The sequence below is a fragment of the Streptomyces sp. NPDC048606 genome (assembly GCF_040650855.1).
In the GTDB taxonomy this organism is placed as follows: domain Bacteria; phylum Actinomycetota; class Actinomycetes; order Streptomycetales; family Streptomycetaceae; genus Streptomyces.
On sequence record NZ_JBEZIB010000001.1, the window covers coordinates 283,506 to 306,750 of the forward strand.

At 73.6% G+C, this 23,245-nt stretch carries 20 protein-coding genes; 17 read left to right on the forward strand and 3 right to left on the reverse strand.

Features of this window, described 5'->3' with window-relative positions; translation table 11 throughout:
• Positions 1–3: 3 nt before the first annotated feature.
• Positions 4–1,623 carry an AMP-binding protein gene (locus tag AB0D01_RS01145; protein WP_363052824.1) on the reverse strand — a complete coding sequence of 540 codons (1,620 nt, stop codon included), beginning with the start codon at positions 1,621–1,623 and terminating at the stop codon, positions 4–6.
• A 119-nt stretch (positions 1,624–1,742) separates the two neighbouring features.
• Here AB0D01_RS01145 and AB0D01_RS01150 point away from each other — a divergent pair, with 119 nt between their 5' ends.
• From AB0D01_RS01150 to AB0D01_RS01160, 3 genes are all read left to right on the forward strand, one after another.
• Positions 1,743–2,867 (forward strand): acyl-CoA dehydrogenase family protein, encoded by a 1,125-nt coding sequence (locus tag AB0D01_RS01150; protein WP_363052826.1) that lies wholly within the window; start codon positions 1,743–1,745, stop codon positions 2,865–2,867.
• Positions 2,864–3,295, forward strand: a complete 432-nt coding sequence (locus AB0D01_RS01155) for a RidA family protein (RefSeq protein ID WP_363052828.1) — start codon at positions 2,864–2,866, stop codon at positions 3,293–3,295. The genes AB0D01_RS01150 and AB0D01_RS01155 overlap by 4 nt, the downstream gene beginning before the upstream one ends.
• Positions 3,296–3,506: 211 nt before the next feature.
• Positions 3,507–3,881: an ankyrin repeat domain-containing protein gene (locus tag AB0D01_RS01160; protein ID WP_363052830.1), complete on the forward strand. Its 375-nt coding sequence runs from the start codon at positions 3,507–3,509 to the stop codon at positions 3,879–3,881.
• A gap of 77 nt (positions 3,882–3,958) precedes the next feature.
• Here AB0D01_RS01160 and AB0D01_RS01165 read toward each other — a convergent pair whose 3' ends face one another.
• Together AB0D01_RS01165 and AB0D01_RS01170 are read right to left on the reverse strand one after the other, a co-directional pair.
• The gene (locus AB0D01_RS01165) at positions 3,959–4,504 is read right to left on the reverse strand and encodes a hypothetical protein (RefSeq protein WP_363052831.1); all 546 of its coding nucleotides are present in this window, start codon (positions 4,502–4,504) and stop codon (positions 3,959–3,961) included.
• Positions 4,505–4,927: 423 nt separating this feature from the next.
• Positions 4,928–6,298 carry an aminopeptidase P family protein gene (locus AB0D01_RS01170; RefSeq protein ID WP_363052833.1) on the reverse strand — a complete coding sequence of 457 codons (1,371 nt, stop codon included), beginning with the start codon at positions 6,296–6,298 and terminating at the stop codon, positions 4,928–4,930.
• A 172-nt stretch (positions 6,299–6,470) separates the two neighbouring features.
• On the opposite strand from AB0D01_RS01170, the gene AB0D01_RS01175 reads away from it, so the two are divergent.
• From AB0D01_RS01175 to AB0D01_RS01240, 14 genes are all read left to right on the forward strand, one after another.
• Positions 6,471–8,873: a collagenase gene (locus tag AB0D01_RS01175; RefSeq protein ID WP_363052835.1), complete on the forward strand. Its 2,403-nt coding sequence runs from the start codon at positions 6,471–6,473 to the stop codon at positions 8,871–8,873.
• A 112-nt stretch (positions 8,874–8,985) separates the two neighbouring features.
• The gene (locus AB0D01_RS01180) at positions 8,986–10,185 is read left to right on the forward strand and encodes an FAD-binding oxidoreductase (protein WP_363052837.1); all 1,200 of its coding nucleotides are present in this window, start codon (positions 8,986–8,988) and stop codon (positions 10,183–10,185) included.
• On the forward strand, positions 10,185–10,502 hold the full coding sequence (locus AB0D01_RS01185; RefSeq protein WP_363052839.1) for a (2Fe-2S)-binding protein: 318 nt from the start codon (positions 10,185–10,187) through the stop codon (positions 10,500–10,502). Before AB0D01_RS01180 ends, AB0D01_RS01185 begins: the two co-directional genes overlap by 1 nt.
• Positions 10,483–11,976: an NAD(P)/FAD-dependent oxidoreductase gene (locus AB0D01_RS01190; protein ID WP_363052841.1), complete on the forward strand. Its 1,494-nt coding sequence runs from the start codon at positions 10,483–10,485 to the stop codon at positions 11,974–11,976. The genes AB0D01_RS01185 and AB0D01_RS01190 overlap by 20 nt, the downstream gene beginning before the upstream one ends.
• Positions 11,977–12,108: 132 nt before the next feature.
• Positions 12,109–13,035: a dihydrodipicolinate synthase family protein gene (locus tag AB0D01_RS01195; RefSeq protein ID WP_363052843.1), complete on the forward strand. Its 927-nt coding sequence runs from the start codon at positions 12,109–12,111 to the stop codon at positions 13,033–13,035.
• 181 nt (positions 13,036–13,216) lie between these two features.
• Positions 13,217–14,221: a proline racemase family protein gene (locus AB0D01_RS01200; protein WP_363052845.1), complete on the forward strand. Its 1,005-nt coding sequence runs from the start codon at positions 13,217–13,219 to the stop codon at positions 14,219–14,221.
• Complete coding sequence (locus tag AB0D01_RS01205) at positions 14,218–15,258, forward strand: proline racemase family protein (protein WP_363052847.1); 1,041 nt, start codon at positions 14,218–14,220, stop codon at positions 15,256–15,258. Before AB0D01_RS01200 ends, AB0D01_RS01205 begins: the two co-directional genes overlap by 4 nt.
• The gene (locus AB0D01_RS01210) at positions 15,255–16,235 is read left to right on the forward strand and encodes an ornithine cyclodeaminase family protein (protein WP_363052849.1); all 981 of its coding nucleotides are present in this window, start codon (positions 15,255–15,257) and stop codon (positions 16,233–16,235) included. The genes AB0D01_RS01205 and AB0D01_RS01210 overlap by 4 nt, the downstream gene beginning before the upstream one ends.
• Before the next feature lie 61 nt (positions 16,236–16,296).
• Positions 16,297–17,007 carry a GntR family transcriptional regulator gene (locus tag AB0D01_RS01215; RefSeq protein WP_363052851.1) on the forward strand — a complete coding sequence of 237 codons (711 nt, stop codon included), beginning with the start codon at positions 16,297–16,299 and terminating at the stop codon, positions 17,005–17,007.
• A 373-nt stretch (positions 17,008–17,380) separates the two neighbouring features.
• Positions 17,381–19,123 carry an ABC transporter substrate-binding protein gene (locus AB0D01_RS01220; RefSeq protein WP_363052853.1) on the forward strand — a complete coding sequence of 581 codons (1,743 nt, stop codon included), beginning with the start codon at positions 17,381–17,383 and terminating at the stop codon, positions 19,121–19,123.
• 22 nt (positions 19,124–19,145) lie between these two features.
• A complete protein-coding gene (locus AB0D01_RS01225) occupies positions 19,146–20,159 on the forward strand; it encodes an ABC transporter permease (RefSeq protein ID WP_363052855.1) in 1,014 nt (337 codons plus the stop codon).
• Positions 20,156–21,142 (forward strand): ABC transporter permease, encoded by a 987-nt coding sequence (locus AB0D01_RS01230; RefSeq protein WP_363052857.1) that lies wholly within the window; start codon positions 20,156–20,158, stop codon positions 21,140–21,142. Before AB0D01_RS01225 ends, AB0D01_RS01230 begins: the two co-directional genes overlap by 4 nt.
• Positions 21,142–22,185 carry an ABC transporter ATP-binding protein gene (locus AB0D01_RS01235; protein WP_363052859.1) on the forward strand — a complete coding sequence of 348 codons (1,044 nt, stop codon included), beginning with the start codon at positions 21,142–21,144 and terminating at the stop codon, positions 22,183–22,185. The genes AB0D01_RS01230 and AB0D01_RS01235 overlap by 1 nt, the downstream gene beginning before the upstream one ends.
• Positions 22,182–23,180: a dipeptide ABC transporter ATP-binding protein gene (locus AB0D01_RS01240; RefSeq protein WP_363052861.1), complete on the forward strand. Its 999-nt coding sequence runs from the start codon at positions 22,182–22,184 to the stop codon at positions 23,178–23,180. The genes AB0D01_RS01235 and AB0D01_RS01240 overlap by 4 nt, the downstream gene beginning before the upstream one ends.
• Positions 23,181–23,245 lie beyond the last annotated feature (65 nt).

The window sequence follows — 23,245 nt, forward strand, 5'->3', positions numbered from 1 at the left end:
GGTTCACTCTAGATCGCGCAGCCGGAACCGCTGCAGTTTCCCGGTGGCGGTCCGCGGCAGCACGGGCACGAAGACGAAGGAGCGGGGGCACTTGTGCGGGGCGAGCTCGCCCCGCATGAAGTCCCGCAGGGCCTCCTCGCCGAGGGACACCCCCTCGCGCAGGACGGTGTACGCGACCACGACCTGTCCGCGGCGCTCGTCGGGCCGGCCGACCACGGCGACCTCCACGACGTCGGGGTGGCGCAGCAGGGCCTCCTCGACCTCCGGGCCGGCGATGTTGTACCCGGAGGAGATGATCATGTCGTCGGCGCGGGCGACGTAGCGGAAGTAGCCGTCGGGATCGCGGACGTAGGTGTCGCCGGTCAGGTTCCAGCCGTCCCGCACGTAATCGCCCTGCCGCGGGTCCGCCAGGTAGCGGCAGCCGACCGGGCCGCGCACGGCCAGCAGTCCCGGTTCGCCGTCCGCGACGGGCCGCCCGGACGGATCGACGATCCGGGCCTCCCAGCCGGGGACGACCCGCCCGGTGGTGCCGGGGCGGATGTCCCCGTCGGCGGCCGAGATGAAGATGTGCAGCAGCTCGGTGGCGCCGATGCCGTTGATGATGCGCAGTCCGGTGCGGGCGAACCAGGCCTGCCAGGTCGCGGCGGGCAGGTTCTCGCCCGCCGACACGCAGCGGCGCAGCGCGGACAGGTCGTAGGCGCCGGTGTCGTAGGGCCCCAGGGTGTCCAGCATCGACCGGTAGGCGGTGGGCGCCGTGAACAGGACGGTCACCCGGTGCTCGGCCAGGGCCGGCAGCAGCTGACGGGGCGCGGCCTGCTCCAGCAGCAGCGCGCAGGCCCCGGCGCGCAGCGGGAAGACGACCAGTCCGCCCAGACCGAAGGTGAACCCGAGGGGCGGGCTGCCGGCGAACACGTCGTCGGGGCGGGGGCGCAGCAGATGGCGGGAGAAGGTGTCGGCGACGGCGAGGAGGTCACGGTGGAAGTGCATGCACCCCTTGGGGCGTCCGGTGGTCCCCGAGGTGAAGGCGATCAGCGCCACGTCGTCGGCGGAGGTGTCCACGGCGGTGTAGGGGGCGGTGTGGGCTTCGGCCAGGCGCAGCAGGTCGTCCGGTTCCCGGCCCCCGTAGGCGGTGATCCGCAGACCCGGGACCTGGGCCTTGGCCAGGTCGTCGAGGGCGTCGGCGTGACACAGGGCGTGCCGTACCTCGGCCATCGCGCACACGGTGGCCAGCTCCTGGGCCCGCTGCTGCGCCAGTACGGTGACGGCGACCGCTCCCGCCTTCATCACCGCCAACCAGCAGGCGGCGAGCCAGGGGCCGGTGGGTCCGCGCAGGAGCACCCGGTTGCCGGGGACCACGCCGAGGTCCTCGGTGAGGACGTGGGCGACGCGGTCGACGCGGTCGCGCAGTTCCCCGTACGACCACACCTCGCCGGATCCGCCGCGGAAGGCCGGGCGGTCTGCTCCGAACCGCTCGATGGTGGCGTCGAGGAGCTCGGTGGCGCAGTTCAGCCGGTCCGGATAGGCCAACTCGGGCAGTTCGAACAGCAGTCGCGGCCAGGCCTGCGCGGGTGGCAGGTGGTCGCGGGCAAAGGTGTCGGCGTGAGCGGAAGGCTTGAGCTCCAAGGCGGGTTCGCCCCCTTGCAACGTCCGGAATTGGGGTGGAGCCGGCCGTGCGGTCGCCTTCAAAGCGTATCGTGATGGTGACGGCAGTCAACAGGACGCGATAAGACTGGGGCATTCGGATGACCGGATTCGCGCTCGGGGCGGAAGAAGAGGAATGGTGCGCCGGTCTGCGCGCCATGGCGGGCGAGCGGCTCAGGCCGCTCGCCGAGAAGGGCGAACCCGGCCGGGTGAACCGGCCGCTGCTGGCGACACTGGGGGAACTGGGCCTGCTGGACCGGGTGTTCACCTCCGGGGCGTTGCAGTTGTGCCTGCTGCGCGAATCCCTCGCCTACGGCTGCACCGAGGCGGAGACGGCCCTCGCCCTCCAGGGTCTGGGCGCGGATCCGGTGCTGCGCGCGGGCACCACCGCCCAGCAGGACCGGTGGTTGCCGGGGGTGCGTTCGGGCCGGCTGGTGGCGGCCTTCGCGCTCAGTGAGCCGGGGGCCGGTTCGGACGCGGCGGCCCTGGCCCTGGCGGCGGAGCCGGACGGCTCCGGCTGGCGGTTGCGGGGGGAGAAGTGCTGGATCTCCAACGCCCCCGAGGCGGACTTCTACACGGTCTTCGCCCGCACGGGCGAGGCCCCGGGGGCGAAGGGCGTCACGGCCTTCCTGGTGCCGGGCGACCGTCCGGGGCTCACGGGCCGGGCCCTGGACATGCTCTCGCCGCACCCCATCGGCTCCCTGTCCTTCGACGGGGTGCCGGTCGGCCCTGAGGACGTCCTGGGCGAGCCCGGGCAGGGCTTCGCCGTCGCGATGCGGACGCTGAACCTCTTCCGGCCGAGCGTGGGCGCGTTCGCCGTCGGCATGGCGCGGGCGGCCCTGGACGCGACCCTGTCCCACACCCGCGACCGCACCGCCTTCGGCGGGGTGCTGGCGGACCTCCAGACGGTCGCGCACCGCGTGGCGGAGATGGCCACCCGCACCGAGGCCGCCCGTCTGCTGGTCTACGCGGCGGCGGGCGCCTACGACCGGGGCGCCCCGGACGTGCCGAGGCGCGCGGCGATGGCCAAGCTCCTCGCCACCGAGACCGCCCAGTACGTGGTGGACCACGCCGTGCAGCTGCACGGGGCGGTCGCGCTGCGGCGCGGCCACCTGCTGGAGCACCTGTACCGGGAGGTGCGCGCCCCCCGCATCTACGAGGGGGCGAGCGAGGTGCAGCGGAGCATCATCGCGAAGGAGCTCTACCGGGAGGTGGCGGCCCGATGAGCCCGGACCGTGCCGACGCTCCGGGCGCGGGCGGCCTGGAGCGGATCAACCCGGTGGAGCTGTCGCCCGCGACGGGATTCACGCACGCCGTCACCGCCACCGGGGGCCGGCTGGTGTTCCTCGCCGGGCAGACCGCGTTGGACGGCTCCGGCAAGGTCGTGGGGGAGGACCTGCCGGCGCAGTTCGAGCGGGCCCTCGGCAACCTCCTCACCGCCCTCGCGGCGGCGGGCGGCGCCCCTGCGCACCTGGCCCGGGTGACGGTGTACGCGGTGGACGTGGAGGCGTACCGCGCCCACGCCCCGGAGCTGGGCCGGATCTGGCGCGCGCTGGCGGGCCGGGACTACCCGGCGATGGCGGTGGTCGGAGTGGTCCGCCTCTGGGACACCGAGGCCCTCCTCGAACTCGACGGCATCGCGGTCCTCCCCTGACGACCCGGCCCCGCCCTGCCGCCCGGGTTCGGACACCTCCGACCGCACGGGGCCGGGGCGGGGCGGGGTATCGACGCGGTGGGTGGTGGCGGTCCCGTCGCGTCGAGCGGCGGGGCCGCGCCACCGCTCGACGCGCGCGGTGCACGGCCCGACCGTGTGATCGCCCTCTCCGGCCACCCCGACCCCGACGGCCCGTAGGATGCGAGGCCGGATGACCGAGAACTCCTGGACCCCCGCGCATCAGGCCGTCGGGGCGAGCGACTACGACGGGTTGATCCGCCTCCTCGACGAGGGGGCGGACGTGAACGAGGTCTGTGGTGGGGTGACCCTGCTGGAGCACGCCATCGACCTGGAGGGTGACGCGGCGCTTCGGTCGGGAAGCCCGGTCGACAGCCGCCTCACCGTGATTCTGCCGGCCTACGGAGCGGATCCGATACCGCGGCCCCCCGGGCGGATGAGCGCGGTCGACCTCGCTGACTTCCACGGCCACGACATCGCGTACCGCCTGATCGACCGCATCACTTCGGCCGCCGCCGCCGACGGCCGCCCGCGCAGTGGGCTGTGGCTCCGCAGACGGAGCCGGTAGACCCGGATTCGCCCCTCCGGGGGCGGGTGTTCCGGTCACGACACCACGACCTGTCCGACAGCGGGCCGGCCAGGTGACTACTTGCCAGACACGCCTTGGCCCATCAGCGGCGAGCCGACCAGTTGCCAGGTGATGGCGCCCTTCTTGTCGCCCTCGATGTCGTAGACGACCGTCGCGTCGCCGGACCACCGCTTGCTCGGGTCCAAGGTGGCCTCCGGGCTCAGGCAGGTGAAAGCGCCGTTGTTCGTGGCGTTGATGTCGGCCGTGAGGTCACAGGTCTTGCTGTTGACCACGACGTCGGTGCCGCCCGGCACACGGCTCTCCAGCCGCGTCGTGACCTTGAACGAGGCGAAGCGCTTGCTGTTGTCGATCTCGCCGTCGTTGATGAAGCCCCAGTTGACGGTCGCCTTCCCGCGGACCTTGTTGCCCGGGAGGGCCTCGACGCAGGTCGGCACGTAGAGCTGCGCCTCGGGGATGCCGCCTGGCATCGACTGGATCCGCGCGTTGGCATCGGCTGCCGAGCAGGTCTGCGCCGCGCCGGCGGACTGCGAGACGGAAATGATCCCCGAGAAGACGACGGCGGCTGAGGCGACCGCAGAGGCCCGGAGAAGGTGCTTGTTCATAAGGATGGATCCCCCATGTGAGTGGGAGTTGATCTTAGGCATCCACACTCGACCTGGAGAGGCCATTTTCGCAAGTCAGAGCCTATATGGCCGGCATTCACCCCCCGCCCGGAACCGCGGGGAAGGGGCACTGGATGCCTGCCGCGCAGGCGCCGGCCGACGCCGCTGCACAAACGGAATCCGGGCGCGGCGGAGGCGAGGCGATTATTGGCCGAAGCGTCACGGTGGCCGTGGTTCCGGCTTCGACAAGGCGATCCACCGCGACCGCGATCTGGCCGCGGTAGAGCGCGCTTCGCCCGTCCAAGCGGTTCCGTGTGGTCGCGACCGGGTTCGACCGGCTCGCCGGCCGCTACCGTGCCGGAACCTCCTGGCCCCGCTGATCCTCCGGCTCCACGAGCCAGAGGATCTTTTGTCGGACACGCCCTACCCGTTCAGGAGGTTGCCCATCCACTCCTCGATGGCCGCCGGCGTGCGCGGCAGGGCTCCCGACATCAGGCGGGCTCCGTCGGCGGTGACGACCAGGTCGTCCTCGATGCGTACGCCGATGCCGCGCAGTTCGGCGGGGAGGGTCTCGTCGTCGGGCTGGAGGTACAGGCCGGGTTCGACGGTCAGGACCTGACCCTCCTCCAGGACCCCGTCGAGGTACGTCTCGGCGCGGGCCTTGGCGCAGTCGTGGACGTCGAGGCCGAGCATGTGCCCGCTGCTGCACAGGGTGTAGCGCCGGTGCAGGTCGCCGTCCGCGTCCTTGAGCACGCCCCACTCCGTCAGGCCCTCCGCGATGACCCGCATGCCGGCGCGGTGGAAGTCCCGGAAGCTCGCCCCGGGGCGCAGCGCGGCCATGCCGGCCTCCTGGGCGGCCAGGACCAGCTCGTACACCTGGCGTTGGACCGGCGAGAAGCGGCCGGACAGCGGCAGGGTGCGGGTGATGTCGGCGGTGTAGAGGGTGTCGGTCTCCACGCCCGCGTCCAGGAGCAGCAGGTGGTTCGGGTCGAGGGGGCCGTCGTTGCGGATCCAGTGCAGTACGCAGGCGTGCGCGCCGGAGGCGGCGATGGTCTCGTAGCCGGTGCCGTTGCCCTCAGCCCGGGCGCGCAGGCCGAAGACGCCCTCGATCCAGCGTTCCCCGCGCGGGTGCGCGAGGGCGCGGGGCAGGGCCCGTACGACGTCCTCGAACCCGGCGGTGGTGTGGTCCACGGCCAGTTGGAGCTGTTCGACCTCCCAGGCGTCCTTGACGAGGCGCAGTTCGGACAGGGCGCTCGCCAGCTCGGCGTCCGTGTCCGCGTGGCGGGCCGGAGGCGAGCCGAGGGCGTCGAGGTGCGCGCAGCGGATGCCGGTCAGGGTTTCGGCCTCGGCCAGGTCCGGGCGGCGGCCGACCCAGAACTCGCCGTAGCGGCGGTCGCGGAAGAACTCCTCGTTCCCGTCGGCGCGCGGTGAGCGCGGCCGCAGGTACAGCACCGCCTCGTGACCGTGCGGCCCGGACGGCTCCAGCACCAGGACGTGACCCACCTGGTCCTCGCCCGTCAGTCCGGTCAGCCAGGCGTACGCGCTGTGCGGGCGGAAGCGGTGGTCGCAGTCGTTCGTGCGCACCTTCAGCTCGCCGGCCGGGATGACCAGCCGCTCGCCGGGGAAGCGCGCGGAGAGCTTGGCCCGGCGGGCGGGGGTGACGGCGTGGGCGGGCACGCGAGCGGACGCGGAGAGCGGTGATGCCGCCCAATTCCCCGCCATGAAGCGGGACAACTCCGCCGATACCGGCAGGTCGTGGCTGCCGATGTTGAGGCGCGAGCGGGTGTCTGTCACGGAGGCTCCCTCAAGAAGCGCTGAACTGGTGGGCGCACAGGTCTTGCCAGTGCAATTTCACATTACTATGTTACAGCTCACACCGCGGCACGTTAATCCCCGTCAAACGCCGCGTGAAGCAGGGCAGTTCACGCAGATTTCCCCCACCTCCCCTCCACGCCAGGAGTTTTCGGTGTCCCAGCACAGAGCCGTGCGTACCTCCCTCCTCTCCGCCGCCGTCGCGGTCACCCTCCTCGCCACCGCCGGCCAGGCCGTGACCCAGGCCGCCGAGCGGGGCGCCCCCGTGGCGGCGAACGGCGCCACCGCGCCCGCGACCTTCGCCTCCGGGGCCCCCGGTTCCACCGCGCCGAACCCCTTCGACGAGGTCGAGCACCTGGCCGACGCCCGGCAGCCCGTCGCCGCCCCCGCGCCGGCCCCCGGCGGCAAGGCCGCCTCCGACGGCCGGATCCCCGGCGCCGCCCCGGCCGTCTCCACGCCGAACTCCACCGCCTCCGCCGAACGCGCGGAGAAGAGCCGCGCCGCGGCGGCCGCGCCCACCGCCCGGAGCGTGGCCGGCGGCGTCCCCTGCACCCTTGACGGGATCACCGGCCTCGGCCCCGAGCAGTTCGCCGACTTCCTCGGCGACCAGGCCGTCCTCGCCGACGGCTGCCTGCGCGGGCTGATCTGGACCTGGGACGCCCGACTGGCTCCCGTCATGTCCGACGCCCACGTCCAGGCGGTCGCCCGCCGCATATCCGGCCTGGCCGCCGCCCACGACGGCGCCAACTCCTCCCACCTGGAGGAGATGTTCACGTACCTGCACGCCGTCGCCTACCACGACTTCTCGCGCGACGAGATCGACACCACCGACGCCCCGACCGTCGCCGCCGTCCGCAAGGCCATCGACGACTTCGGCAACGCCGCGCGCACCTTCGACGCGACGCCCTCCAACGCCCGCACCCTGCGCGAGGCCCTCTACGCCGCGGGCCCCGGCCTGCGCCAGCACCAGCTCGGCCTGATCAAGAAGGTCCTGGCCACCCTCGACGCCTCCCACCCGGCGACCAACCGCGACCCCGGCTGGGGAGGCGCCGCCCTCGCCGCGCTGTCCACCAACTACCTGGGCGTCTACCCGGGCAACAACGACGCCGCCTTCCACGCGGCGGCCAAGGCGGACGCCTCCTACCGCGAGGCCTTCAAGGCCCTCGCCGGGTACACCCACCTCAAGGGCACCGCGAACGCCTGGGTGGTGCGCGACGCGCTCGGCGAGTACGGCCGCTTCGGCCAGATCGCGGGCCTGCGGGACTCCGTCGTCGCCGACCTCGGCGCCCTGCTGGGCCCGGTCAAGGCGGACTTCGGCAGCGAACCGTGGGCCAAGCTCGTGTCCTGGCTGAACTTCTACGAGGCCTGCAAGCCGTACGCGGTGTGCAAGGACGACATCGAGAAGCAGATCTTCCCGTACACCTACTCCTACGACGGCGGCGCCATCAAGGTCCGCACCGCCCTGGACCGGGCCACCGTCGACCAGCTCTACTACGCGAGCAAGCAGGTCAAGTCGCAGTTCCACCGCGTCATAGGCACCGACCAGCCGCTCGCCGGGGACCCGAACTCCACGCTGAACATCGTGCTCTACGCCTCCCGCGCCGACTACGAGAACTACCACCCGATCCTGACCGGGTACGACACCGACAACGGTGGCATCTACATCGAGAACGGCGCCACCTTCTACACCTACCAGCGCCGCGTCCCCCAGGACTCCTCGCTCACCCTCGAAGAGCTCTTCCGCCACGAGTACACGCACTACCTCAACGGCCGTTTCGCGGTCCCCGGCTTCTTCGGCCAGGGCCCCTGGTACGAGGGCGACCGGACCACCGCCATGGACGAGGGCACGGCCGAGTTCTTCGACGGCGCCACCCGCGACAACGGCATAGCCGTGCGCAAGTCCCTGGTCAAGAGCATCATCGGCGACACCGCGGGCGGCGGCCCCCGCATGACGGTGCAGCAGATCCTCAACGCCACCTACGACGGCGACGGATTCCGCTTCTACAGCTACGCCGGCACCTTCTTCGAGTTCCTGTGGGCGGAGAAGCCCTCGGCGCTGCGCGAGATGTACACGCACCTGCGCAACAACGACGTCGCCGGATACGACGCCTGGCGCGTGCGGATGGGCTCGGACTCCTACCTCCAGCGCGACTACAACCGGTTCCTGGACGCGCAGATCGCCAAGGTCGACCAGCTGTTCGTGCCGAACACCACCTTCACCCCGAACGAGCAGCTGCGCGACTCCGCCCTCGCCTCGGTCAAGTCCTCCTTCGCGACGGCCACCTACAACACCCCGGACTGCGTGGAGAACGGCGAGCCCGGCAAGCGCCGCTTCACCTGTACCGGGCGGATCACGGCGAACCTGAAGAACTGGCGCAGCGACGACCAGAACTTCAAGGACATGTCCGAGACGGTGGACTACTTCATCCTCGACCGGGCGGGCGCCGCCTCGAACAACCTGGCCGACATGAACTGCTCCTTCGGGCCGTTGGAGATCTGGTCCAACAAGACCGCGGGCACCTCCTCCTACAACTGCGAGGGCCCGCTGCGCGGCTGATCCCGGCCGCCGCAGGCCCCAGGCCGGTCCCGGACCCGAACGGGGGGCGGGACCGGCCGGGGCACCCCAGGAGACACTGGGAACCTTCTAAAGAATGTGACATATTACTGCCGTGTCCCAGACCCCATCCCCGGACGTCGTGATCATCGGCGCCGGCGTCGTCGGAGCCGCCTGCGCGTACTACGCCCGCGCCGCCGGCCTCCTTGCGGCCGTGGTCGACCGCGGCCCCGTCGCCGGCGGAACCACCGGCGCCGGGGAGGGCAACCTCCTGGTCTCCGACAAGGAGGCCGGCCCGGAACTCGACCTCGCGCTCCTGTCCACCCGGCTGTGGCGCGAGCTGGCCGACGTCCTGCCCGCCGAGACCGAGTACGAGGCCAAGGGCGGCCTCGTCGTCGCCCCGGACGAGACCACCCTGAAGGCCCTGCGCGCCTTCGCGGAGGGCCAGCGCGCCCGCGGGGTCGAGGCCGTCGAGGTGGACCGCGACGCGCTGCGCGAGCTGGAACCGCACCTGGCCCCCGGCCCGGCCGGCGGCTTCCTCTACCCGCAGGACGCCCAGGTCCAGCCCGCGCAGGCCGCCGCACGGCTGCTCGCCGCCTCCGGCGCCCCCGCCTACCTGGGGGAGGAGGTCGTCGAGGTGCTCACCTCGGACGGCGCCGTGCGCGGCGTGCGCACCGCGGCCCGGACCCTCCTGGCCCCGGCCGTGGTCAACGCGGCGGGCACCTGGGCCGGGGAGGTCGCCGCCCTCGCCGGGACCACCCTGCCCGTCCTGCCGCGCCGCGGGTTCGTCCTCGTCACCGAACCCCTGCCACGCGTGGTCCGCCACAAGGTCTACGCTGCCGACTACATCGCGGACGTGGCCAGCGACTCCGCCGCGCTCCAGTCCTCGGCGGTGGTCGAGGGGACGCCCGCGGGGCCGGTGCTGATCGGCGCGACCCGTGAGCGCGTCGGGTTCGACCGCGGCCTCTCGCCGCAGGCCCTGCGCCGGCTCGCCGCGCAGGCGGCCGCGCTCTTCCCCGTACTGGCCGACGTCCGCGTGATGCGGACCTACCACGGCTTCCGCCCCTACCTGCCCGACCACCTTCCGGCGATCGGCCCCGACCCGCGGGTGCCCGGGCTGTTCCACGCCTGCGGCCACGAGGGCGCGGGCATCGGCCTGGCCCCGGCCACCGGCGCGCTCCTCGCCGCCGCCCTCACGGGCGGTGAACCCCCGCTGCCCGCGCACCCCTTCCGCCCCGAGCGGTTCGACGGGGCCCCGCCGGAGGGAGCCCGGCCGGCAGGGCGGTCCCGTAGCGTTCCGAGGAGGAACCCCTGATGCGCCGTCGCAGCCCCCGCTTCCTGGTGGGCGGCGCCCCCGAGCCCGCGCACACCGTCACCTTCGACGGTCGTGAACTGCCCGCCCTGCCCGGCCAGTCCGTCGCCGCCGTGCTGTGGGCCGCCGGGATCCTTGCCTGGCGCACCACCCGCGAGGGCGGCGCCCCGCGCGGCGTGTTCTGCGGGATCGGTTCCTGCCACGACTGCCTCGTCACCGTCAACGGCCGCCCCAACCAGCGCGCCTGCCTCGTCCCGGCCCGCCCCGGGGACGCCGTCACCACCCAGGAGGGCACCGGCCATGGCGACCTCGCCGTCTGAACCGCCCCGCGGCGCGTCCGCCCCACCGGCCGCCCCGCCGTCCGCCGTGTCGGCCGCCTCATCGGGTCGCGCCGAACCCCCCGCCCGCGCCGCGACGCACGACCTGGCCGTCGTCGGCGCCGGCCCCGCCGGCCTCGCCGCGGCCGTCACCGCCGCCGACCTCGGCCTGCGGGTCGCCCTGCTCGACGCCGGCGAACGCCCCGGCGGCCAGTACTACCGCCACCCCGCCCCCGGCCTGGGGGCCGCCCGCCCCCAGGCCCTGCACCACGACTGGCGGGCCTTCGCCGACCGCGAAGCCGTCCTGCGCGCCCACGTGTCGGCGGGCCGGGTCGCCTACCTGCCGCTGCACCACGTCTGGACGGTGCTCCCCGAGGGCGACGGCTGGATCCTGCACGCCGTCGCCGGCCCCGAGGAGGCCGCCGCGACCCTGCGGGCCCGCCGCGTGCTCCTGGCCACCGGCGCCTACGAGCGCCAACTGCCGTTCCCGGGCTGGACCCTGCCCGGGGTGATCGGCGCGGGCGGGGCGCAGGCCATGCTCAAGGGCGGTCTCGTCCTGCCCGGTCGGCGGATCGTCGTCGCCGGCAGCGGCCCCCTGCTGCTCGCCGTCGCCGGATCGCTGGCCGCCGCCGGCGCGCGCGTGCCCGCCGTCGTCGAGGCCGCCTCCTACACCGGCTACGCCTCCGGCGCCGCGGCCCTGCTGCGCAACCCCGGCAAGCTGGCCGAAGGCGCCACGTACGGCGGAGCCCTGGTGCGCCACGGCATCCGCCTGCTCACCCGGCACGCCGTGACCGAGGCCCACGGCCGGGCCCGGGTCGAGGCCGTCACCCTCACCCGCCTGGACCGCGACTGGCGCCCCGTGCCCGGCACCGCGCGGCGCGTGCCCTGCGACGCGGTCGCGGTGGGCCACGGGCTCGTGCCCCAGCTCGAACTGGCCACGGGCCTCGGCTGCGCCACCCGCCCCGCCCCCGACGGCACGGTCGCCCTGGAGCTGGACGCCGCGCAGCGCACCTCGGTCCCGGGGATCTGGTCCGCCGGCGAGACCGGAGGCATCGGCGGGGCCCAGCTGGCGCTGACCGAAGGGGAGATCGCCGCCCACGCCATCGCCGGCCGGTCCGTGCCCGCCGGCCTCGGGCGGGCCCGCGCCCGGCTGCGGGCCTTCGCCGGGGCGATGGCCGCCGCCCACCGCCCCGGATCCGGCTGGACCGACTGGCTGACCGACGAAGCCGACGTGTGCCGCTGCGAGGAGGTGCCGGCGGGCACGGTCCGCGAGGCGGTCCGCGACCTCGGCGCGCGGGACGCCCGTACGGTCAAACTGCTCACCCGGGCCGGGATGGGCTGGTGCCAGGGGCGGATGTGCGGCCCCGCCGTGGCGGCCCTCGCGGGGGCGGAGCCGTCCGCCGACCGCCGACCGCTGTCCTGCCCGGTCCCGCTGCGCCACCTCGCGGCGCTGCCGGAGACGCCGCCGGCCCCGTAGCCGGCGCGCCGCGACCCCGGCGCCCCCACCACCGAGCTTCCCCCGTCCGGCCGCCGATCGGGCCCCTCCGGGCCCTTGTGGCCGACTCGCACCCACTAGTAAAATGTCACACACCACACTAGGGAGCCACCCATGACCCACGCGCCCACCCCCGCGCCCCGCCCCGACACCCGCACCCGCCCCTGGCACGGCATCATGGTCGCCACCGCCCTGCCCCTGCGCGAGGACCTCGGCGTCGACTACGACGCCTACGCCGAACACGTGGCCTGGCTGATCGCCGAAGGCTGCGACGGCGTGGTCCCCAACGGCTCCCTCGGCGAGTACCAGACCCTCACCGACGAGGAGCGGGCCCGGGTCGTGCGCACCGCTGTCGAGGCCGCGGGCGACGGCGCCCGCGTCATGCCCGGCGTCGCCGCGTACGGGAGCGCCGAGGCCCGCCGCTGGGCCGAACAGGCCGCCGAGGCCGGAGCCGGCTCCGTACTCCTGCTGCCGCCCAACGCCTTCCGCGCCGACGAGGCCACGGTCCGCGCCCACTACGCCGACGTCGCCCGCGCCGGGGTGCCCGTCGTCGCGTACAACAACCCCATCGACACCAAGGTCGACCTCACCCCCGACCTGCTCGCCCGACTGCACGGCGACGGCAGCATCGTCGCCGTCAAGGAGTTCAGCGGCGACGTCCGCCGCGCCTACGAGATCGCCGAACTCGCCCCGGGCCTCGACCTGCTCATCGGCGCCGACGACGTGCTCCTCGAACTGGCCCTCGCCGGCGCCGTCGGCTGGATCGCCGGCTACCCCAACGCGCTGCCGCGCTCCTGCGCCACCCTCTACCGGGCCGCCGTCGCCGGCGACCTCGACACGGCCCTGCCGCTGTACAGGTCCCTGCACTCGTTGCTGCGCTGGGACTCCAAGACCGAGTTCGTCCAGGCCATCAAGCTCTCCATGGACCTGGCCGGACGCCCCGGCGGAGCCACCCGCCCGCCGCGCTTCCCCCTCACCGGGGAGATCGACGCCGCCGTCCGCGCCGCCACCGAGAAGGCCCTCGCCGAGGGACTCCACTAGGCCGCCCCTTCCGGATCCGGCCCGGTCCGGCCCGCTTCGTTCGGCGTGACGTCCCGACGCCGCGGGCCGACCGGCGGGATCCGGGGAAATGATCCGGGACGATCCGGGGTGATCCGGGCCGTCCCCCCAGGGGGACCGACGAGCGGCCGGCCACCGGCCCGCAGACAGGAGGGGGCACCCGATGCGCACACGCCACATCTACCACGCGGTCGACTCGCACACCGAGGGCATGCCGACCCGGGTGATCACCGGGGGAGTCGGGGTGATCCCCGGCGCCACCATGGCCGAGAAACGGCTCCACTTCACGGCGCACTCGGACCGGGTCCGGACCCTGCTCATGTACGAGCCGCGCGGCCACGCGGCGATGAGCGGCGCCATCCTGCAACCCCCCACCCGACCCGACGCCGACTTCGGCGTCCTCTACATCGAGGTGTCGGGACTGCTGCCCATGTGCGGGCACGGCACGATCGGGGTGGCCACCGTCCTCGTCGAGACGGGCATGGTCCCGGTCGTCGAGCCGGTCACCACCGTGCGGCTCGACACCCCGGCCGGGCTCGTCTCCGTCGACGTCCGCGTCGAGGACGGCGCCGCCACGGCCGTCACCCTCACCAACGTCCCCTCCTTCTGCGTCGGCCTCGACCGGAAGGTCGACGTCCCCGGCTTCGGCACGGTCACCCACGACCTCGCCTACGGCGGCAACTTCTACGCCTTCGTCGAACTGGACGACCTCGGGCTGCCCTTCGACCGGGCCCGCCGGGACGACCTGCTCGCGGCCGGCCTCGCCGTCATGGAGGCGATCAACTCCTCGCCCGGGCGGCCCGTCCACCCCGAGGACCCCGCCATCGCCGGCGTCAAGCACGTCTACCTCGCCGCCCCCGGCTCCGACGCCCGCCGCTCCCGGCACGCCATGGCCATCCACCCCGGCTGGTTCGACCGTTCGCCCTGCGGTACGGGCACCAGCGCGCGCATGGCCCAGCTGCACGCCCGGGGGCTGCTGCCCCTGGACACCGACTTCGTCAACGAGTCCTTCATCGGCACCGAGTTCACGGGCCGCCTGATCGGGGAGACCACCGTGGGCGGGGCGCCCGCCGTCGTCCCGACCGTCACCGGCCGCGCCTGGATCACCGGCACCGCCCAGTACTTCCTCGACCCGTCCGACCCCTTCCCGGGAGGGTTCCTGCTGTGACGCCCCCACCCACCGCGCCGACCGGCGTCCGCGCCACCGACTACCACACGGCGGGCGAACCCTTCCGGATCGTCGACCTCACCACCGACCCCGTCGCCCCCGCCCCCGGGGACACCGTCGCCGAACGCTGCGCCACCGTCATCGGCGCGGGCGGCTCCGGCACCGCCCCGCGCCGGGGCCCGCTGGACGACGTACGACGCCTGCTCGTGCAGGAGCCGCGCGGGCACGCCGGGATGTACGGCGGGTTCGTCGTGCCGCCCGACGACGACGGCGCCCACTTCGGGGTGCTGTTCTGGCACAAGGACGGCTGGTCCACCGCGTGCGGCCACGGCACCATCGCGCTCGGCGCCTGGGCCGTGGACACCGGGCGGGTGGCGGCCCCCGCCGACGGGGACGTCGAGGTGCGGATCGACGTCCCCTCCGGCCGGGTCGCCGCCACCGTCCACCGGACCGCCGGCCGCACCACCGGGGTCACCTTCCGCAACGTCCCGGCCCGCGTGGGCGCCCGCAAGGTACCCGTCGCCACCACCCTCGGCGTGGCGGAGGTCGACATCGCGCACGCCGGCGCCTGCTACGCCTCCGTCGCGGCCCGGGACCTGGGCCTGACGGTCGACCGGGCCCGCCTGCCCGAACTCGTCCGCGTCGGCCGCGAGATCCGCTCGGCGCTCGCCACCTACCCCGCGACCTGGCACCCCGACGGACCGCTGCTCTCCGGCGTGTACGGGGTGATCCTCCACGAGGAACTGCGCGACACCCCCTTCGGCCCGCACCAGCGCAACGTCACCGTCTTCGCCGACGGACAGGTCGACCGCTCGCCCTGCGGCTCCGGGACCTCGGCCCGGCTGGCGCTGCTCGCCGAGGACGGGCGCCTGGGGGCGGGGGAGGACCTGCTGCACGAGTCCGTGGTGGGCACGGTGTTCACCGGCCGCGCCCTCGCGGGAGGGGTCACCGAGGTCACCGGCACCGCCTACCGCACCGGCGAGCACCTCTTCACCGTCGACCCGCACGACGCCCTCGCCGCGGGCTTCACCCTGTGACGGGCCGGGCGAGCGCGTCGACCCCGACCGCCCCGCTGCCGCAGTTCGGCGCGGAGCGGACGGCCGCACTGCTCACCCCCGCCCGGGCCGCGGACGCCCTGGCCGACGTCCTGCGCGCCGGACTCGACCCCGAGGCCTGCCCGGGGCGCACCGCCGTGGCCGCGCCCGGCGGCGAACTCCTGCTGATGCCGGCCGCGTCGGAGGCGTACGCGGGCGTCAAGATCGCCGGTGTCGCCCCCGGGAACCCGGCGCGCGGCCTGCCCCGGATCACCGGCGGCTACCTCCTCCTCGACGGTCCCACCCTGCGCCCGCTGGCCCTGATGGACGGCGAGGCCCTCACCGCGCTGCGCACCCCGGCGGTCTCCGCGCTGGCCCTGCGGAGACTGGCCCCGACCGGGCGGGCGCTGCGGCTGGTGCTGTTCGGCTCGGGGCCGCAGGCGTACGGACACCTCGAAGCGATCCTGGAGCTGCGGGAGTTGGCGGAGGTGATCGTCGTCGCCCGGGATCCGGGGCGGGCGGGCCTGCTGGTCGCGCACGCCCGCTCGCTCGGCGTCGACGCCCGGACGGGCGCGCCGGAGGCGGTGGCGGTGGCGGACCTGGTGGTCTGCTGCACCAGCGCGCGCGAACCGCTGTTCGACGGGCGCCTGGTGCCGGACGGGGCGGTGGTGGTGGCGGTCGGCTCGCACGAGCCGGACGCCCGGGAGACGGACACGGCCCTGGTGCGGCGGTCCGCCGTGTACGTGGAATCGCGTGCGGCGGCGCTGCGGGAGGCGGGGGACCTGCTGGTGCCGGAGGCGGAGGGGGCCATCGGGCCCGGTCATATCACCGCCACCCTGGCCGACCTGGTCGCGGAGCGGATTCCCGCGGGAGGGCGGCCGGGTTGTCCACAGCTCTTCAAGAGCGTCGGCATGGCCTGGGAAGATCTTGCCGTGGCGGTCGCGCTCTACGAGGCCGCCGGAGCAGATGGCACAACGTGACATTGTACGCTGGTGCCCCTGCCCAACTGTGGCGGTGTCGGGGGTCTCGGAGGAAGAGCACATGGGTGACCTGAAGCAGAACAGTCTCATCAAGGCCCAGGAACGGCTCCGCGACCAGGTCGGCCACGCCCTCCGAGCGGCCCTGATAGCGGGCGAGCTGCGTCCGGGGAGCGTCTACTCCGCCCCCGGCCTCGCCGCCGAACTCGGCGTCTCGGCCACGCCCGTGCGCGAGGCCATGCTCGACCTGGCCCGCGAGGGCCTGGTCGAGCCCGTGCGCAACAAGGGCTTCCGCATCACCGAGGTCAGCGAGCGCGACCTCGACCAGTACACCGAACTGCGCACGATGATCGAGGTCCCGACCATCGGCCGGATCACCGAGATCGCCACGGCCGAGCAGCTGGAGGCCCTGCGTCCGGTGGCCGAGGAGATCGTCGCCAGCGCGCGCGAGCACAACCTCATCGGCTACCTGGAGGCGGACCGCCGCTTCCACCTCGGCCTCCTGGCCCTCGCCGGCAACGACCGCCTCGTGGAGACCGTCGGCGACCTGCGCAAGCGCTCCCGCCTGTACGGCCTGACGGGGCTGGACGAGGCGGGCAAGCTGGTCTCCTCGGCCGAGGAGCACATCGAGCTGCTCGACCTGATGCTCACGGGCGACGCCGAAGCGGCCAAGGCCTGCATGCAGCGCCACCTCGGACACGTCCGTTCCCTCTGGGCCCAGGGCCGTGACGAACCCGTGGGCCGCCCGTCCGGCGGTCTCGGCTCGGGCGTCTAGGGCCCCGGGGCCCTCCGGGGCCCGCGTCGGGGCCGATGTCGGGACCGTACCCGCGTACGCGAGATGGTGCGGGTGGAGAAGTGGGTCGCGAGCGGCCGGCGGGGGGTTCCCGCCGGCCGCTTCCGCGTGCGCGGCGGCCGACGCGTCGGGAGCCCGGCCGCGGACCGGCGCCACGGACCGCGGACCGGCGCCACGGACCGCGGACCGGCGCCCACGGGCCGTGTCGGGTCGCGTCGGGTCACGTCAACGGGTCCTGAACCGAGCCGATTTGGACACGGCTGGATAACGGCGCCGCCAACCCCTTGTCAGTACAATTTCACATTACTATGTTACCGGTCACATCATAGAGCGCGGCCCTTCACTGGAGTGACCCATGACCAAGCGCACCCAACTCGCCCTCGCCACCGCCCTGGTGGCGGCCCTCGCACTCGGCGCCTCGGGCTGCTCCGACCCCGCGAAGGCCCCCGCGGCGAGCGGCGGCGTCAACCCCGCCGCCGCCAACGACGGGAAGGTCCTCGGCGGCACCCCGGTCAAGGGCGGCACCCTCACCGTCCTGTCCAACCAGGACTTCGCCCACCTCGACCCCGCCCGCAACTGGGTCATGCCGGCCATGGACTTCGGCACCCGCCTGCTCTACCGCACCCTCGTCACCTTCAAGGCCGAGCCCGGCAAGGCCGGCAGCGAACTGGTCCCCGACCTCGCCACCGACCTCGGCACCCCCTCCGACGGGGGCAAGACCTGGACCTTCACCCTGAAGGAGGGCGTCAAGTACGAGGACGGCACCCCGATCCGGGCCCAGGACATCAAGTACAACGTCGAGCGCTCCTTCGCCCCCGACCTCACCGGCGGTCCCGACTACGCCGCCCAGTACCTGGCCCGCACCGAGGGCTACAAGGGACCCCTCCAGGGGCAGCACCTCGACTCGATCAAGACCCCCGACGACCGCACCATCGTCTTCGAACTCAAGCGCCCCGTCGCCGAGTTCTCCGCCACCGCCACCCTCCCCACCTTCGCGCCCGTCCCGCAGTCGCAGGAGAAGGGCACCCAGTACGACGCCCGCCCCTTCTCCTCGGGCCCGTACAGGATCGACTCGTACGACCGCGACAAGAAGCTCGTCCTGGTCCGCAACGAGCACTGGGACCCGAAGACCGACACCGTCCGCAAGGCCTACCCCGACCGGTTCGTCGTCGTCATGGGCCTCAAGGGCGGCCAGATCGACGACCGCATCATCGCGGGGGAGGGCGCCGACGCCTCCACCGTCCAGTACGCCGACATGCGCCCCGAGAGCGCCCCCAAGGTGCTGCCCAAGCCCGACGTCAAGGCCCGCCTCCTCGCCGAGTCCCAGGGCTGCACCGAGATGCTCCACCTCAACAACTCCCGCGCCCCCTTCGACGACCCCAAGGTCCGCGAGGCCATGCAGTACGCCGTCGACAAGGAGGCCGTCATCACCGCCGGCGGCGGCCCCGCCCTCAACGAGGTCGCCACCGCCTACCTGCCGCCCGCCCTCTCCGGCGGCAAGCAGGCCGACACCCTGAAGATCCCCGCCGCCGGCGACCCGGCCAAGGCCAAGGAACTCCTCAAGGCCGCCGGCAAGGACAAACTGAAGGTCTCCCTCGCCGTCTCCACCGGGGACAAGGGCAAGGCCGAGGCCCTCCAGCAGGGCCTGGCCCGCGCCGGCGTCGAGGTGGTCGTCGACACCATCGACCCCGGCGCCTACTACGACGTCATCGGCGACCTCTCCACCACCCCCGACATGACCCTCTCCGGCTGGTGCCCCGACTACCCCTCCGGCTCCACCTGGATCCCCTTCGTCTTCGACGGACGCACCATCAAGGAGAAGGGCAACCAGGGCAACAACAGCCAGTTCCGCGACGAGGCCACCATGAAGCGGATCGACGAGATCAACGCCATGGCCGACGCCGGGCAGGCCAACCGGGCCTGGATCGACCTCGACGCCGAGATCATGAAGAAGTCGCCGTCCGTCCCGCTCCTCCTGGAGCGCAAGCCGCTGCTCGTCGGACCCAACGTCGCGGGCGCCCACGGCCACCCCGTGTGGACCGGCAGCATCGACTACGCCACCGTCGGCCTCAAGGACCCGTCGAAGAGCCAGGGCTGAGGAAGCCGGAGCCGACGACACCATGACCACCACCGCACCGGACGCCGGCGGGCCCACGCTCCCGACCCCGGACGGCGCACCGACCCCGGCCGCCCGCGAGGAGGCCGCCCGCGAGGGGGACGCCCGCGCGACGGCCCCCGGCAGCAGCCCCTGGCAACTGGCCCGACGGGAACTGGGCCGCCGCCCCGCCGTCCGCGTCAGCCTCTGCGTCGTCCTCCTGTTCGTCCTGATGGCCGTCGCCGCGCCCTGGCTGGGCGCGCTCGGCGGTTGGTCCCCGGACGAGTTCGACAAGACCGCCATCGACCCCTACCTCGGCGGACAACCGTTGGGCTCCTTCGGCGGCATCAGCGCCGAACACTGGCTCGGCGTGGAACCCGTCACCGGCCGCGACCTGTTCGCCCGCGTCGTCCACGGCGCCCAGGTCTCCCTCCTCATCGCCTTCGCCGCCACCGCCATCGTGGTCCTGACCGGCACCGCGGCCGGCATCGCGGCGGGCTACTTCGGCGGTCGCGTCGACGCCGCGCTCTCCCGGCTGATGGACCTCACCATGTCCTTCCCTTCCCTCATCTTCATGATCGCGATGCTGTCGGTGGCCAAGGACGTCAACCGGATCGTGCTCATGACCGCCGTCATCGGCCTCTTCGGCTGGCCCGGCGTCGCCCGCGTGGTCCGCGGCCAGACCCTCTCCCTCAAACACCGCGAGTACGTCGACGCCGCCCGCGTCGGCGGCGCGACCTCCTGGCGCATCCTCACCCGCGACATCCTCCCCGGGGTGTCCGGACCGGTCATCGCCTACACCACCCTGCTGATCCCCGGCATGATCAGCACCGAGGCCGCGCTCAGCTACCTCGGCGTCGGCGTCCGCCCGCCCACCCCGTCCTGGGGCCAGATGATCGCCGAGTCCGTCGCCTTCTACGAGACCGACCCCATGTACTTCGTGATCCCGAGCGTCTTCCTCTTCCTCGCCGTGCTCGCCTTCACCCTCCTCGGGGACGCCCTGCGCGACATCCTCGACCCGAGGGGCGGCCGCACGTGATCCTCTACCTCCTGCGCCGCCTGATCGCCCTGGCCGCGGTGCTCCTGGCCATCGCCGCCGTCACCTTCCTCATCTTCTACGTCCTGCCCTCCGACCCGGCCGCCGCCGCCTGCGGCAAGACGTGCAGCGCCGAACGCCTCGCCGACGTACGCGTCCACCTGGGCCTCGACCAGCCCCTGTGGCGACAGTTCGCGGACTTCGTCACCGGCATCTTCACGGGCCGCACCCTCGGCACCGGCCAGTACGCCCTGCACTGCGACTTCCCCTGCCTCGGCTACTCGTACGAGAACTCCCTGCCCGTCTGGGACCTGCTGATGGACCGGCTCCCGGTCTCGGCCTCCCTCGCCCTCGGCGCGGCCGTCCTGTGGATGGTCCTCGGCCTCGGCGCCGGCGTCACCGCCGCCCTGCGCAAGGACTCCGCCACCGACAAGGCCCTGATGGTCGGCGCCGTCGCCGCCGCCTCCCTGCCGGTCTACTTCACCTCCGTCATGCTCATCTACGGAGTCATCCGCATCGCCGGACTCCTGCCGTACCCCACCTACCGCGCCCTCACCGACGACCCGCTCGCCTGGGCCGGCAACCTCCTGCTGCCCTGGATCGCGCTCGCCCTGCTCTACGCCGCCATGTACGCCCGCCAGAGCCGCGGTTCGATGATCGAGGCGATGGCCGAGCCGTACATCCGCACCGCCCGCGCCAAGGGCATGCCCGAGCGCACCGTCGTCGTCAAACACGGCCTGCGCTCCGGGATGACCCCCATCCTGACCATCTTCGGCATGGACCTCGGAGGCCTCCTCGCCGGAGCCGTCATCACCGAGTCCATCTTCGGCCTGCCCGGCATCGGCCGCCTCTTCTACGGGGCGCTCGTCAACTCCGACCAGCCGGTGGTCCTCGGCGTCACCCTGCTGGCCGCCTTCTTCATCGTCGTCGCCAACCTCGTCGTCGACCTCCTGTACGCCGTCATCGACCCGAGGGTGAGGTACTGATGCCCCCTCCCACCGCCACCCCCGACGCCCCGCTGCTCCACGTCCGCGACCTGCGCGTCACCTTCACCACCCCGCGCGGCACCGTCCGCGCCGTCGACTCCCTCGACTTCACCGTCGAGGCCGGACGCACCCTCGGCATCGTCGGCGAATCCGGCTCCGGCAAGTCCGTGACCTCCCTCGCCGTCATGGGCCTGCACCGCGAAGGCGCCGAGGTCACCGGCTCCGTCACGCTCGCCGGACGGGAACTGAACCGCCTCGGCGAGAAGGAGCTCTCCGCCGTGCGCGGCCGGAGGATGGCCATGATCTTCCAGGACCCGCTCTCCAGCCTGCACCCCTACTACACCGTCGGCGAGCAGATCGCCGAGCACTTCCGGGTCCACTTCAAGGCCGGCCGGGCCGCCGCGCGCAGACGCGCGGTCGACATGCTCGGCGAGGTCGGCATCCCCGAACCCGCCCGGCGCGCCGGGGAGTACCCGCACCAGTTCTCCGGCGGCATGCGCCAGCGGGCGATGATCGCCATGGCCCTGGCCTGCGAGCCCGACCTGCTGATCGCCGACGAACCCACCACCGCCCTCGACGTCACCGTCCAGGCCCAGATCCTGGAACTGATCGCCCGCCTCCAACAGGAACGCGGCCTCGGCGTCGTCATGATCACCCACGATCTGGGCGTGGTGGCCCGCGTCGCCCACGAGGTGCTCGTCATGTACGGCGGCCGGGCCGTCGAACGAGCGCCCGTCGACGCGCTGTTCGCCGACCCCGCCCACCCCTACACCCGCGGACTGCTCGACTCCCTGCCGCGCCTGGACACGGCCGACGACGTCCCCCTGCCCTCCATCCCCGGCTCCCCGCCGTCCCTGCTCGCCCCCGCCCCGGGCTGCGCCTTCGCCCCGCGCTGCCCCCGCGCGGCCGCTCCCTGCACCGGGACGCGGCCGCCGTTCGAGACGTACGGGGACCGCCCGGAGCGCGGCGTCGCCTGCCACTTCCCGGGAGACCCGCGGCCGGCCGGCGCGGGGACCCGTAGCGCCGAGGAGGCGGCCCGATGAGCCCGAACCCGCCCACCGAGGGCGCCGCCGCGCCCCTGCTGTCCGTACGGGACCTGACGATGACCTTCCCCGGGAAGCGGACCCTGACCGGGCGCCGGGGGGCGCCCGTGCGGGCCGTCGACGGGGTCTCCTTCGACCTGGAGGCGGGCCGGACCCTGGGGCTCGTCGGGGAGTCGGGCTGCGGCAAGTCCACCACCGGCCGGATGCTGGTCCGGCTGCTGGAGCCCACCTCCGGCAGCGTGACGTTCGAGGGCAGGGACATCAGCCGGCTCTCGCAGGGGGCCCTGCGGCCCCTGCGCCGGAACATCCAGATGGTCTTCCAGGACCCGCACTCCTCCCTCAACCCCCGCCAGACGGTGGCCCGGATCATCTCCGACCCGCTGCTGGTCCAGGGGTGGAGCGCGGCCGACGCCCGCCGCCGGGCCGCCGACCTGATGGAGCTGACGGGACTGATCCCCGAGCACATCGACCGCTACCCGCACGAGTTCTCCGGCGGACAGGCCCAACGCATCGGCATCGCCCGCTCGCTGGCCACCAACCCCCGGCTGGTCGTCGCGGACGAACCGGTCTCCGCCCTCGACGTGTCGGTGCAGGCGCAGATCGTCAACCTCATGGAGCGGCTGCGCGCCGAACTCGGCCTCGCCTACGTGTTCATCGCGCACGACCTGTCCGTGGTCAAGCGCGTGTCCGACCGGGTCGCCGTCATGTACCTCGGCCGGATCGTCGAGATCGGGGACAAGCGGTCCCTGTACGAGGACCCGCAGCACCCCTACACCCGGGCGCTGCTGTCCGCGGTCCCGCTGCCCGACCCGGCGGCGGAGCGGCGGCGCGAGCGGATCGTGCTCCTCGGTGATCCGCCGAGCCCGGCTTCCCCGCCGCCGGGGTGCGGCTTCCACCCGCGCTGTCCGAAGGCGCAGGAGGTCTGCCGCACCGAACGGCCGGTACTGAGAACGGCCGCCTCGCGCGAGGTGGCGTGTCACTTCCCGGGTGACTGACGGGGATCCACGGGAAGAGGAAGGGCCCCGGAGCCGATGAAGCCTCCGGGGCCCTTCCGCGTGGG